Source organism: Mesorhizobium sp. C399B, assembly GCF_030323185.1.
Lineage (GTDB): Bacteria > Pseudomonadota > Alphaproteobacteria > Rhizobiales > Rhizobiaceae > Mesorhizobium.
In genome coordinates this window covers 2,212,049-2,224,175 of record NZ_CP100472.1, presented here as the reverse complement: position 1 = coordinate 2,224,175, position 12,127 = coordinate 2,212,049, and the positions used below count along the sequence as shown (strand labels likewise).

The window sequence follows — 12,127 nt, the reverse complement described above, 5'->3', positions numbered from 1 at the left end:
ATCGATGAGCACCAGCGACCAGCAGCCGGCGCCCCCGCGCCTTGCCATGCCCGAATTGTTGATCGGCATCGGGCTTCTCGCCTGTGCCGCGGCCGTGGCGTGGCAGACCCTGGCGATCCCGGTTTCGCCGCTCTATTCCAAGGTCGGGCCGACCGTCTTTCCCTACATCACCATGACCGGCATGATCGTGCTTTCGCTGCTGCTCATCGTCGCCGCGCTGCGCGGCGGCTGGCAGCCGCAGGAAGAAAAGGAGACGCCGACCGACTGGAAGGCGATGGGCATCGTCGTTGCCGGCCTGGTCGCCAATCTGGTGCTGATCCAGCCGCTCGGCTTCACCGCCGCCTCGGTCATCATGTTCGTGCTCGTCTGTTATGGCTTCGGCAGCAAGCACACGCTGCGCGATGCGCTGACCGGCCTTATCCTGGCGCTGGCCGCCTATTTCGGATTCGCCAGGGCGCTCGGCGTCAACATTGGCGCCGGCTTTATCGAAAACCAGCTGAACACGGTGATCGACGCGATCATCGCCACGGTAAGGGGCTGACGCCATGGAGACGCTCGGCCATCTCGCCCACGGATTTTCCGTCGCTTTCTCGCCGATGAACCTGCTGTGGTGCCTGGTCGGCACCACGCTCGGCACCGCCATCGGCGTGCTGCCCGGTCTCGGGCCGGCGCTGACCATCGCGCTTCTGTTGCCGATCACCTATCAGGTGGCGCCGGAGGCGTCCTTCATCCTGTTCGCCGGCATCTATTACGGCGCCATGTATGGCGGCTCGACGACCTCGATCCTGCTCAACACGCCGGGCGAAAGCGCCACCATCGTCACCGCGCTGGAAGGCAACAGGATGGCCCGCTCGGGTCGCGGCGGCGCGGCACTGGCGACCTCGGCGATCGGCTCCTTCGTCGCCGGCACCATCGGCACGATGGGCGTCGCCTTCCTGGCGCCGGTGGTGGTGAAGTTCGCGCTGGCCTTCGGTCCGGCCGAATATTTCTCGCTGATGGTGCTTGCCTTCATCACGGTGTCGGCGGTGCTCGGCTCGTCATCGGTGCGCGGCCTCACCAGCCTGTTTCTCGGCTTCGTCATCGGCATGATCGGCGTCGACCTGCAGACGGGACAGCCGCGCTTCACCTTCGGCATGAACGAACTGCTCGATGGCGTCGATGTCATCATTGCCGCGGTCGGCCTGTTTGCCGTCGGCGAGACGCTCTACATGGCCTCGCGCCGCTATGCCGGCAAGGACGAGATCGTGCCGCTCAAGGGCTCGCTCTACATGACCGCGGCCGAATGGGGGCGCTCGTGGAAGCCATGGCTGCGCGGCGCTTTCATCGGCTTCCCGATCGGCGCCATGCCTGCGGGCGGCGCCGAGATCCCGACCTTCCTGTCTTACGCCATCGAAAAGAAGCTGTCGAAGCACAAGGAGGAGTTCGGCACGGTCGGCGCCATCGAGGGCGTTGCCGGACCGGAAGCCGCCAACAATGCGTCTGCCGCCGGCGTGCTGGTGCCGATGCTCACCCTTGGCCTGCCGACCTCGGCGACCGCCGCAATCATGCTGTCGGCCTTCCAGAGCTACGGCATCAATCCGGGACCGCTGCTGTTGACGACGCAGGCCGATCTGGTCTGGGGCCTGATCGCCAGCCTGTTCATCGCCAACGTCATCCTGGTCATCCTCAACCTGCCGCTGATCGGGCTGTGGGTACGGCTGTTGAAAATCCCGGCGCCGCAGCTCTATGCCGGCATCCTGGTGTTCGCCACCGTCGGCACCTACGGCATCTCGCAATCGCCGATCGACCTCGTCATCCTCTATCTCCTGGGGGCCGCCGGCTTCCTGATGCGGCGCTTCGATTTCCCGACCGCGCCGGTCATCATCGGCATGATCCTGGGGCCGCTCGCCGAAACGCAGTTCCGCCGGGCGATGACGATCTCGAACGGCGACTGGTCGGTGTTCTACACCCACAAGCTGTCGCTGGTGCTGCTGATCCTTGCCTTCATCGGGCTCGCCGGTCCGCATATCTGGGCCTTCATCGAGCATCGGCGCCGGCGCGGGCTGGAGCATGTGCCGGGCGATGCCTGAGCAACCTGGAGCATCATGACCGATCTGCTTGCCGGCATCCGCATCCTCGACCTGACCAATGTGCTGGCGGGCCCTTATTGTGCCTACCAGCTGGCGCTGCTCGGCGCCGATGTCATCAAGGTCGAGACGCCGCAAGGCGGCGATCTGGCGCGCCAGCTCGGCGCCTCGCCGGCGCTCAACAATGCGGGCATGGGCGCGTCGTTCCTGGCGCAGAATGCCGGCAAGCGATCGGTGGTGCTGGATCTCAAGAGCGAAGCCGACCGCGAACGCTTCCTCGATCTCGTCGCCTCGGCCGACGCGCTGGTCGAGAATTTTCGACCGGGCGTGATGGGGCGGCTGGGTCTCGGCTATGAGGTGCTGAAAGCGGTCCGCCCCGGTCTCGTCTATTGCGCCATATCCGGTTTCGGCCAGAGCGGGCCGATGCGCGACAATCCGGCCTACGACCAGATCATCCAGGGGCTGTCCGGCATCATGAGCATCACCGGCACGCCGGAGACCGCACCCTTGCGGGTCGGCTATCCCGTCGCCGACACGCTGGGCGGGCTGGTCGGGGCCTTCGCCATCGCCGCGGCGCTGGTCAAGCAGAAGACCTCGGGCGAGGGCGCGTTTCTCGATGTCTCGATGCTCGAATGCACGCTGTCGGCGCTGGGCTGGCCGGTGTCCAACTATTTGACCGCCGGTGTCGAGCCGCAGCCGATGGGCAATGAGAACATGACGGCTGCGCCCTCCGGCGCGTTTCGCACCGGCGACGGCCTGCTCAACATCGCCGCCAACAAGCAGGAGCAGTTCGTCACGCTTTGCCGGCTGATCGGCCAGCCGGAACTGGCCGACGATCCGCGCTTTGCCGAGCGCGAGACGCGCAAGCAGAACCGCGCCTCCTTGAAAGGGCTGATCGAGACAGCGCTTGCGAGCGCCTCGGCGGCTGCCTGGGAAGAAAAGTTCAACCGCGCCGGCGTTCCGGCGGGCCGGGTGCTGACGATCCCGCAGGTGCTTGGCGAGCGCCAGGTGGTCGAGCGCGACATGACCGCGCGTTTCCAGGGTCTGCCCGGCATGGCGCAGCCGCTGACCGTGGTGCGCGGCGGCTTCATGGTCGATGGCGCGGCACCCTTGCCGGTCCTGCCGCCGCCTGTGCTGGGCGAGCATATGGACGAGGTTTTTTCCACCCTGCCGCCGCGCGCCAGGAGAAGCGCGTGAGCGAGAGAAAAACCGGCCGCGAACGCGGCGAGGAATGGTGGCAGACCGGCATCATCGAGATGAGCCCCGGCATCATCCGGCTGCGCGGCTATGAAATCCAGGAGCTGATCGGCCGCGTCAGCTTTCCGGCCACGATCTGGCTGATGCTGCGCGGCGAATTGCCGAGCGAGGAGCAGGCGGCGCTGCTCGGCATTGCGCTGGGGGCGGCCGTCGACCACGGGCCGCAGGCGCCGTCGATCGCCATTGCCCGCATGGCCATCACCTGCGGCGTCGGCATCAACAGCGCCATGGCGTCCGCCGTCAACGTGCTGGGTGACGTGCATGGCGGCGCCGGCGAACAGGCGCTGTCCTTCTATGGCGACATTGCCGTGGCACTTGACCAAGGTGTTGCGCTGGACCAAGCCGTAGCCGCACGGCTCGACCGTTTCTTCGCCGAGGAGAAAGGCTATGTGCCGGGATTTGGCCATCGCTTCCACCCGGTCGATCCGCGCGCGCCGCGCCTGATCGCAGTGACGCGCGAGTTTGCCGCGCGCGGCGTCGTCAGCGGACGCTTTGCCGACATCGCCGAGGCCGTCGAATCAGAGGTGGCACGGCGCAAGGGGAAGAAAATACCGCTCAACATCGACGGCGCCACCGCCGTCATCTATGGCGAGCTCGGCTTTCCGCCGCCGTTGACGCGCGGCCTGTTCGTGCTCTCGCGCTCGGTGGGCATCCTGGCGCATGCATGGGAACAGTCGCAGCAAAGCGAGCGCAACAAAGGGCCGCTGCCGCGCGAATGGCTGTGGGCCTATACGGGCACGCCGCTGCGGCCATTTCCCGCTGAGGGGGATGAGGGTCCCGCTGAAGGGGACGAGGGCAAGTGAGGTTGGTCAGGCCGGGTCCGGCACTGCCGGCTGAGGCGGCGCCAGGTTGGCCATCAGCGTCGAGAGATCCGGCTCATCGATGAGCAACGCCGCGTCCTGCGGCTTGAGCCATGCCCGCTGGCGGCTCTTGGCCTCCTGCCAGTTGGCCAGTTCCTCGGACACCTCCAACAGATAGACGACGACGTCGACGCGCACGAAATTGTGCTCCAGCCGTTTCCAATAGGAATAGCTGCCGGCCGGCGCCTTGCGGGTCTTGCCGAGCACGCCGGCTTCTTCGCGCGCCTCGATGGTGGCGGCCTTGCGCCCGCTCTTGCCTTTCATGGGCCAGCCCTTGGGCACGATGAACCGCTTCGTCGCTCGCGACGTCACCAGCATCACTTCGAAATTGCCTGAAACGTCCAGGCGAAAGGGAATGGCGGCGACCTGGCGAATGCGTTCGCCTCGCCTTGCCTTGCGTACCGCCTTTTTCTTGGTCGTCGCCATGTGCTGAAAATCCGGTCGGCGGGCGCACCGCCGCACGCCGCCTGCAAACCCCTGATATGCCCGCGAGGCAATGAGGCATTTTTAGTAAATAAGTCGACTAAGTAAATCGCAAGCGACCGATATCAACGGCAAACACGCACAATCTGGTTGTTGACGATCTGAATCGGACAAGCTTGCCGGACGACGGGCACTTCGGGGCGCGGCTGCGGCACGATCCGACGGTCCTGCTCGCGATATTGCTGCTGCTGTTGCTGGAACTGCTGCCGCTGCAGGCTGTTGCGCAATTGCTGCAGCTGGTTCTGCTGGATCAGCCGGTTGGCGCTGGGATTGACGGACTGGGCCGCAGCAGATTGCATGATGCCGGCGAGCGTTGCCGCCGCCAGCATTGCCGACATGAGAACTGTCGATAGGCGAAGCGTCGACATCAGTTCATTCCCGTACAGATATAACCTCCTCTCTATATAGGGCGTTCGTCTCGATCTGCCATGGGCCGGTCTGCCATGGGCCGATCTGCCACGGGTTGGCGAAATCCCTGAGGAAGCGGCCCGGCCGCACTTGACAGAAAAGATCGATTGACCGCTCTATCGGGCGCGGATCTCGGGCTCAATCGCGGCTGACTCGAGGCACAATCGGGAGCATATTGATGAAAAGCCGGCAAGTATATTTCGCGGCGCTACTGGGCAGCATCTGTATTCTTGGCCCGGTGGCAGTCGCGGCGCAAACCAAGACCGACAAGGCGGCGCCTGCCGCCGCAGCGCCCGCCCCTGCTGCCGGCCCGACATTGCCTGGCGGCGCCTCGGCGCTGTCCGAGACACATGGCGACTGGACGGTCAATTGCCAGGTAACCGGCACGGCCAAGGTTTGCAGCCTGTCGCATCAGCAGTTCAACAAGCAGTCCAACCAGCGCCTGCTGGCGATCGAGCTGTCGAGCAAGAGCGGCGAGGATGCCGCCGGAACGCTGGCGCTGCCGTTCGGCCTGGCGCTCGCCAAAGGAGTCAGCCTGACCATCGACGACCAGAAGCTGGAAGGCAGCCTGCCGTTCAACACCTGCCAGGCCGTCGGCTGCCTGGTGCCGGTGGCGTTCGATGCCAGCGTCACGCCGCTGCTCAAGGCAGCCACCACGCTGAAGATCGACGCCTTCGCGGCCGACACCGGTCAAGCGGTGAGTTTCACCATCCCGCTCAACGGGTTCGGCGGCGCACTGGCACGGACCGCGGAACTCTCGGCGGACTGAGCGGAAAACGTCCGGTCACTCAACCTCGCGCAGCCGGTACCCAACGCCGGTCTCGGTGGTGATGTAGCGCGGCTGGTCGGGCGACTTTTCGATCTTCTGCCGGAGCTGGCGGACATAGACCCTGAGATACTGCACGTCGGTCGAATCGCCCCACACCTGCTTCAGCAGGAAATGGTGGGTCAGCACCTTGCCGGCATGCTGCACCATAATACGCAATATGTCGTATTCCTTGGGGGAGAGCTTTATCTCCTTGCCTTCGACCTTGACGATGCGCTTGACCAGGTCGACCGAGAGATCGCCGGTCTGAAACACCGGCTTTTCGCCCTGCTGCTGGAATCGGTGGCGCAGCGCGACGCGGATGCGGGCGACCAGTTCGTTCATGCCGAACGGCTTGGTGATGTAGTCGTCAGCGCCGAGTTCCAGCGCCGCGACGATGCCGGCTTCGTCGGTGCGGCTGGACAGGATGACCACGGGCACGTCGAGGCCGTCGCCGCGCCATTTGCGCAGGAGATCGAGGCCACCCATGCTGGGCAGGCCGAGGTCGAGCAGGATCAGATCCGGCTTTTGTGCATCGACGAGTTCGATCGCAGCCTTGGCGTTGGGCGCTTCGCTGACCGCATAGCCCTGGCTGCCGAGGCCGACGCGCAGCAGTTTGCGGATCGGCGGCTCGTCGTCGACGACCAGTATGCTGACGTTGGAATTTGTCATGCCGGATCACCAGAGTTTTGCCCGTCCGCGTTCCGTTCGTCCAGGCCGGGCGATCGTGCCGGCTTCGGCATGCGGATTGTGAAGACTGCGCCCGGGCGATCGCTGCGGTTCGCCGCCATGATCGTGCCGCCCATCGCCTCGATGAAGCCCCGGCAGATCGACAGGCCGAGCCCGGTGCCGGCCTGGACCTGATCGCGCTTGCGCACCCGGTAAAAGCTGTCGAAGACGCGCTCCAGGTCGGCGGGCGGAATGCCCGGTCCCTCATCCATGATCTGCAGCGCGACGGAGCCATTGTCGGCCCAGCCCTGCAGCCGGATTGTCGATCCCTGTGGCGCGTATTTCGCGGCATTGTCGAGCAGATTGAACAGCATTTGTTCGAACAGCACGGGATCAAGCTTCAGCATCGGCAGGTCGGCCGGAATATCAACCTCGGTCTTGTGCCCGGCAGTGATCTTGCGTGCCCGCTGCAAGGCCGAGCCAACGACATCGCCGACATAGTGCAGGGCGAAATTCGGTTCCATGGCGCCCGATTCAATCTTGGTCATGTCGAGCAGATTGGCGATGAAGCGGTTCAGCCGTTCGGACTCGTCGAGCACGGTGGTCAGCAGCTCGGCCCGATCGTCCTCGGGCAGTGCCGGCGCAAATTCCCTGAGCGTGCCGGCCGCGCCCATGATGGCCGCCAGCGGCGTCTTCAGATCATGCGAGATCGACGTCAGCAGTGCCGAGCGCAAGCGGTCGGCCTCGGCCGCCAGCCTGGCGCGATCGACATCGGCGACCAGCTGGATGCGCTCGATGGCAACCGCCGCCTGGTCGGCCAGCGCGTCGAGCAGGCGCTGTTGCTCGGGCGTCAACAGCGGCCCCTGCTTGTCATTGTCGAGGCCGACGACGCCGATGGCGGTACGGCCGGTCCGCAAGGGCAGGTAGAGCCGTTTTGCCCCGGGCAGGGTATCGGCGCCACGGCCGGCAGCCCGGTTGTGTTCCCAAGCCCAGCGTGCAGCCGCGATGTCGGCCTCGGCCAGCGTGTCGTCGGGGGGATAACCGGCCTTGACGGTGATCGTGCCTTCTTCCGGCAAAAGCAGCACCACGCGCAGCTTCAGCATCGAGGCGATCTGGAACGCGGTGGCCCACAAAACGTCGTCGAGCGTGCCCGCGCCGGCGAGTTTCTTGGAAAAGAGGTAGATGTCCTCGGTCGCCCGGGCGCGTGAACGGGCGGCGGCTGCCTGACGCTGCACACGCGCCGTCAGATTGCTGGCGATGACGGCAACGACGAGGAAGACGGCGAAGGCAACGATGCTCTCCGGATCGCGGATCGTCATCGTGTAGCGCGGCTCGAGAAAGAAGAAGTTGAAGGCAATGGCGCTGAGGAAACAGGCGTACAGCGCCGGCCACAGGCCAAAGGTCACTGCCGATGTCAGCACCGCCAGCAGCAGCACGCTGGCAAGGTTGCGAACGTCGAGGAACTGATCGAGGACGGCGCTGACGGCAAGCGCGCCGGCGACATAGACGGTCGAGAAAAGATAAGGCCAGATTTGAAATGGCGTCTGCTCGGCCGCCGCCTTGACCCTCGACGTGGCCTCGTTGTCGCGCTCCGTTCCTGAAATGACATGGACGCTGATATCGCCGGCATTGCGGATCAGATCGTAGGTGAGCGAACCCTCGATCAGTTCGCGCCAGCGCGAGCGGGTCGGCCTGCCGACGACGATATGGGTGAAATTGTTCACTGTGGCGTGGCGGACGATGTCCTGGGCGACGTTCTGGCCCGGAATGGTCGTCACCTCGGCGCCGAGCTGCTCGGCCAGGCGCAAGAGCGTGGCCAGCCGGTCCTTGTCTTCCTCCGACATGGCGGCCGAACGCGGCGTGTCGACATGCAGCGCCGTCCACGGTGCGCGCAGCCGGTCGGCCAGCCGGCGCGCATAGCGGACACGAGACGCTCCGCCCGGACGCGCATCGACGCAGACGAGCACCCTTTCGCCCGCCGCCCAAGGGCCGGGAATCGCGTGCGACTGCATGTGGTTGAGCAACTGCTCGTCGACGCGCTGGGCGGTGCGGCGCAGCGCCAATTCCCGAAGCGCGGTCAGATTGCCCGGCGAGAAATAGTTTTCGACTGCGCGCTGGGCAGTGTTGGGGAAATAGACCTTGCCCTCTTTCAGCCGCTTGATCAGGTCGTCGGGCGTGAGGTCGATGATCTCGATGTCATCGGCCTGGTCGATGATGGAGTCCGGGACCGTTTCGCGCACCCTGACCCGGGTGATCTGCGCCACCACGTCATTCAGGCTCTCGACATGCTGGATGTTGAGCGTGGTGTAGACATCGATGCCGCGCGTCAGGATTTCCTGGACGTCGAGATAGCGCTTGGGGTGGCGGCTGCCGGGCGCATTGGTGTGGGCGAGTTCGTCGACGAGCACCAGCGCCGGCCGGCGGGCGAGAATGGCATCGATGTCCATCTCGTCCAGCACGCGGCCTCTGTAGTCGACCTTCTGGCGCGGGATCACCTCGTAGCCTTCGACCAGCGCCAGTGTTTCCTTGCGGCCGTGGGTCTCCACGACGCCGACCACTACGTCGACGCCGTCAGCCAGCCTGGCGCGGCCGGCCATCAGCATTTCATAGGTCTTGCCGACGCCGGGGGCAGCGCCGAGAAATATCCGCAGACGGCCGCGCTCTTCCCGTTCCGCATGCTCGAGCAGCGCGTCCGGAGAGGGTCTGGTATCGTTGCTTCTGGCGTCCGGCATCAGGCTCGATCATGAACGGCGCCGAGGATCGTGTCGATCCCCGGCCCCTGGCTTCAGAGATTGTCTCTCACTGCTTGGTATCGTCCAGTGCCAGGTTGAGCGCCAGCACATTGACGACCGGCTCGCCGAGGAAGCCGAGTTCGCGGCCTTCGACATGGCTGTCGACAAGCGCCTTGACCTTGGCTTCGTCGAAGCCCCTGGCCTTAGCCACCCGAGCGACCTGGAAATAGGCGGCGTCCGGGCTGATGGCGGGATCGAGGCCGCTGCCGGACGTCGTCACCAGATCCATCGGCACCGGCCGGTTCGGGTTCTCCGCCTTCAGCTTTGCAACATCGCCCTTGATGCGGTCGATCAGCTTGGGGTTGGTTGGACCGAGATTGGAGCCGCTGGACGCTGCGGCGTTGTATCCGTCGCCGGCAGCCGAGGGGCGGCCATGGAAATACTTGTCGTCGGCAAAGCCCTGGCCGATCAGTTCGGAGCCGATGACCGTGCCGTTTTTCTCGATCAAGCTGCCATTGGCCTGGTGCGGAAACAGCGCCTGGGCGATGCCGGTCATGCCCAGGGGATAGATCAGGCCGGTCAAAACGGTGAAAAAGACGATCATGATAACAGCGGGTCTTATCTGAGTGAGCATGGACGTATTTCCTTAAGCGAGGCCGAGGCCGGTGACGATCATGTCGATCGCCTTGATGCCGGCGAAGGGAACGATGATGCCGCCGAGGCCGTAGACCAGCAGGTTGCGGCTGAGCAGCGCGCCGGCGCCGATGGCGCGGTATTTGACGCCTTTAAGCGACAGCGGGATCAGAGCGATGATGATCAGCGCGTTGAAGATGATGGCCGACAGGATGGCGCTCTGCGGCGTCGCCAGATGCATGATGTTGAGCGCTTGCAGGGGGCCGATTGTATGTCCCGGCGCAACGTAGAAGACGGCAAACATGGCCGGGATGATGGCGAAGTATTTGGCGACGTCGTTGGCGATCGAGAAGGTCGTCAGCGAGCCGCGCGTCATCAGCAGCGCCTTGCCGATCTCGACGATCTCGATCAGCTTGGTCGGGTCACTATCGAGGTCGATCATGTTGCCGGCCTCGCGGGCGGCAACCGTGCCGGTGTTCATGGCGACGCCGACATCGGCCTGCGCCAAGGCCGGCGCGTCGTTGGTGCCGTCACCGCACATGGCGACCAGCTTGCCCTTGGCCTGTTCGTCGCGGATCAGCTTCAGCTTGTCCTCGGGCGTGGCCTGGGCGAGGAAATCGTCGACGCCGGCTTCGGCTGCGATCGCCGCCGCAGTCATCGGATTGTCGCCGGTGATCATCACGGTGCGGATGCCCATTTTGCGCAGTTCGGCAAAGCGCTCGCGGATACCACCCTTGACGATGTCCTTGAGGTGGACGACGCCGAGCAGGCGGCCGTCACGCTCGACGGCCAGCGGCGTGCCGCCCGACTTGGCGATCTCGTCGGCGATCGCCTGGAGATCCTTGACGGTGTCGCTGCCGGGGCGCGTGCCGTGAGTGGCCGATGTCGACTGGCTGACATAGGCGAGAACCGTATCGACGGCGCCCTTGCGCACCGACGAGCCATCGATGTCGACGCCGCTCATCCGGGTCTGCGCGGTGAAGGGCACGAAGCTGGCATGCAAGGTTGCCATGTCACGGGCGCGGATGGCGTATTTCTCCTTGGCCAGCACGACGATCGAGCGTCCCTCAGGCGTCTCGTCGGCGAGCGAGGCGAGCTGCGCGGCATCGGCCAGTTCCTGTTCGGTGACGCCCTTGACCGGGCGGAATTCGGTGGCCTGGCGGTTGCCGAGCGTGATGGTGCCGGTCTTGTCGAGCAAAAGCGTATCGACGTCGCCTGCCGCTTCGACGGCACGGCCGGACATGGCCAGCACGTTGAAGCGCACCAGGCGGTCCATGCCGGCAATGCCGATGGCCGACAGCAGGGCGCCGATGGTGGTCGGGATCAAGGTGACGAACAGCGCGACCAGCACCGTCACCGGGATATAGCCGCCGGAATAGGAGGCAAAGCTAGGGATCGTGGCGGTGGCCAGCACGAAGATCAGCGTCATGCCGACGAGCAGGATGTTGAGCGCGATCTCGTTGGGCGTCTTCTGGCGCGAGGCACCCTCGACCAGCGAGATCATGCGGTCGAGGAAGGTGTGGCCGGAGGCGGCTGATATGCGCACGCGAATCCAGTCGGACAGAACCTGCGTGCCGCCGGTGACCGCCGAACGGTCGCCGCCGGATTCGCGAATGACGGGTGCGGACTCGCCGGTGATTGCCGCCTCGTTGACCGAGGCCACGCCTTCGATCACTTCACCGTCGGACGGGATGATGTCGCCGGCTTCGACCAGCACGATGTCGCCAACCTTCAGGCTGGTGCCGGGCACCAGCTTGAACCTGGAGCGGTCTTCGCCGGCAAGCAGCTTGGCCTGGGTTTCGGTGCGCGCCTTGCGCAGCGAATCGGCCTGCGCCTTGCCGCGGCCTTCGGCGACGGCCTCGGCGAAGTTGGCGAACAGCACGGTGAACCACAGCCAGATGATGATCTGCAGCGTAAAGCCGAAATCGCCGCCGCCGGTGGCGAGATCCTTGACGAACAGGACCGTGGTAAGAAGCGAGACGATGGCGACGACGAACATCACCGGGTTCCTGACCAGCGTGCGGGGGTCGAGTTTCCTGAAGGCGCCGCCGATGGCCGGCCACAGGATGCGGGCATCCATGATGCTCGCGGATTTGGACTGGCTCATTTGGTGGCTCCAGTATCTGAACTGTTGGCCGGCACCGACCGATCGGATGCCGAAAAGAGGGGCGGCGGACCATAGGCCAGCAGCCAGATCACGATCATGACTGCCGC

The 12,127-nt window shown here is 65.1% G+C and carries 11 protein-coding genes; 5 read left to right on the top strand and 6 right to left on the bottom strand.

Annotated elements, in window-relative coordinates; genetic code table 11:
* Window positions 1–4: 4 nt before the first annotated feature.
* Genes NLY36_RS10490 through NLY36_RS10475 form a run of 4 tightly spaced genes read left to right on the top strand, consistent with a single transcriptional unit; the run spans window position 5 to window position 4,126 of the window.
* A complete protein-coding gene (locus NLY36_RS10490; RefSeq protein ID WP_023700086.1) occupies window positions 5–541 on the top strand; it encodes a tripartite tricarboxylate transporter TctB family protein in 537 nt (178 codons plus the stop codon).
* Window positions 542–545: 4 nt separating this feature from the next.
* On the top strand, window positions 546–2,069 hold the full coding sequence (locus NLY36_RS10485) for a tripartite tricarboxylate transporter permease (RefSeq protein WP_023735110.1): 1,524 nt from the start codon (window positions 546–548) through the stop codon (window positions 2,067–2,069).
* 15 nt (window positions 2,070–2,084) lie between these two features.
* Window positions 2,085–3,263 carry a CaiB/BaiF CoA transferase family protein gene (locus NLY36_RS10480; protein ID WP_031249029.1) on the top strand — a complete coding sequence of 393 codons (1,179 nt, stop codon included), beginning with the start codon at window positions 2,085–2,087 and terminating at the stop codon, window positions 3,261–3,263.
* 59 nt (window positions 3,264–3,322) lie between these two features.
* Window positions 3,323–4,126, top strand: a complete 804-nt coding sequence (locus NLY36_RS10475) for a citryl-CoA lyase (RefSeq protein ID WP_245260201.1) — start codon at window positions 3,323–3,325, stop codon at window positions 4,124–4,126.
* Between the two features lie 6 nt (window positions 4,127–4,132).
* Here NLY36_RS10475 and NLY36_RS10470 read toward each other — a convergent pair whose 3' ends face one another.
* Both NLY36_RS10470 and NLY36_RS10465 read right to left on the bottom strand, forming a co-directional pair.
* On the bottom strand, window positions 4,133–4,609 hold the full coding sequence (locus tag NLY36_RS10470) for an NUDIX hydrolase (RefSeq protein WP_023669717.1): 477 nt from the start codon (window positions 4,607–4,609) through the stop codon (window positions 4,133–4,135).
* Between the two features lie 122 nt (window positions 4,610–4,731).
* Window positions 4,732–5,034, bottom strand: a complete 303-nt coding sequence (locus NLY36_RS10465; protein ID WP_023683090.1) for a hypothetical protein — start codon at window positions 5,032–5,034, stop codon at window positions 4,732–4,734.
* Between the two features lie 218 nt (window positions 5,035–5,252).
* On the opposite strand from NLY36_RS10465, the gene NLY36_RS10460 reads away from it, so the two are divergent.
* Window positions 5,253–5,843: an invasion associated locus B family protein gene (locus NLY36_RS10460; RefSeq protein ID WP_023669715.1), complete on the top strand. Its 591-nt coding sequence runs from the start codon at window positions 5,253–5,255 to the stop codon at window positions 5,841–5,843.
* Between the two features lie 15 nt (window positions 5,844–5,858).
* Here NLY36_RS10460 and NLY36_RS10455 read toward each other — a convergent pair whose 3' ends face one another.
* From NLY36_RS10455 to kdpB, 4 genes are all read right to left on the bottom strand, one after another.
* A complete protein-coding gene (locus NLY36_RS10455) occupies window positions 5,859–6,551 on the bottom strand; it encodes a response regulator transcription factor (protein ID WP_023735108.1) in 693 nt (230 codons plus the stop codon).
* Complete coding sequence (locus NLY36_RS10450; RefSeq protein ID WP_286461865.1) at window positions 6,548–9,280, bottom strand: DUF4118 domain-containing protein; 2,733 nt, start codon at window positions 9,278–9,280, stop codon at window positions 6,548–6,550. The genes NLY36_RS10455 and NLY36_RS10450 overlap by 4 nt, the downstream gene beginning before the upstream one ends.
* Window positions 9,281–9,347: 67 nt before the next feature.
* Entirely contained in the window at window positions 9,348–9,914 is a 567-nt protein-coding gene (gene kdpC, locus NLY36_RS10445; protein WP_023735106.1) for a potassium-transporting ATPase subunit KdpC, read from the bottom strand.
* Window positions 9,915–9,926: 12 nt separating this feature from the next.
* Window positions 9,927–12,020: a potassium-transporting ATPase subunit KdpB gene (gene kdpB / locus NLY36_RS10440; protein WP_023735105.1), complete on the bottom strand. Its 2,094-nt coding sequence runs from the start codon at window positions 12,018–12,020 to the stop codon at window positions 9,927–9,929.
* Between the last annotated feature and the right edge of the window lie 107 nt (window positions 12,021–12,127).

What these genes read in the sequence shown, in the direction of transcription:
- kdpB (WP_023735105.1), bottom strand. Translation starts at nt 12,020, where the DNA reads ATGAGCCAGTCCAAATCCGCGAGCATCATGGATGCCCGCATCCTGTGG.
- NLY36_RS10455 (WP_023735108.1), bottom strand. Translation starts at nt 6,551, where the DNA reads ATGACAAATTCCAACGTCAGCATACTGGTCGTCGACGACGAGCCGCCG.
- kdpC (WP_023735106.1), bottom strand. Translation starts at nt 9,914, where the DNA reads ATGCTCACTCAGATAAGACCCGCTGTTATCATGATCGTCTTTTTCACC.
- NLY36_RS10490 (WP_023700086.1), top strand. Translation starts at nt 5, where the DNA reads ATGAGCACCAGCGACCAGCAGCCGGCGCCCCCGCGCCTTGCCATGCCC.
- NLY36_RS10465 (WP_023683090.1), bottom strand. Translation starts at nt 5,034, where the DNA reads ATGTCGACGCTTCGCCTATCGACAGTTCTCATGTCGGCAATGCTGGCG.
- NLY36_RS10480 (WP_031249029.1), top strand. Translation starts at nt 2,085, where the DNA reads ATGACCGATCTGCTTGCCGGCATCCGCATCCTCGACCTGACCAATGTG.
- NLY36_RS10460 (WP_023669715.1), top strand. Translation starts at nt 5,253, where the DNA reads ATGAAAAGCCGGCAAGTATATTTCGCGGCGCTACTGGGCAGCATCTGT.
- NLY36_RS10450 (WP_286461865.1), bottom strand. Translation starts at nt 9,280, where the DNA reads ATGCCGGACGCCAGAAGCAACGATACCAGACCCTCTCCGGACGCGCTG.
- NLY36_RS10475 (WP_245260201.1), top strand. Translation starts at nt 3,323, where the DNA reads ATGAGCCCCGGCATCATCCGGCTGCGCGGCTATGAAATCCAGGAGCTG.
- NLY36_RS10485 (WP_023735110.1), top strand. Translation starts at nt 546, where the DNA reads ATGGAGACGCTCGGCCATCTCGCCCACGGATTTTCCGTCGCTTTCTCG.
- NLY36_RS10470 (WP_023669717.1), bottom strand. Translation starts at nt 4,609, where the DNA reads ATGGCGACGACCAAGAAAAAGGCGGTACGCAAGGCAAGGCGAGGCGAA.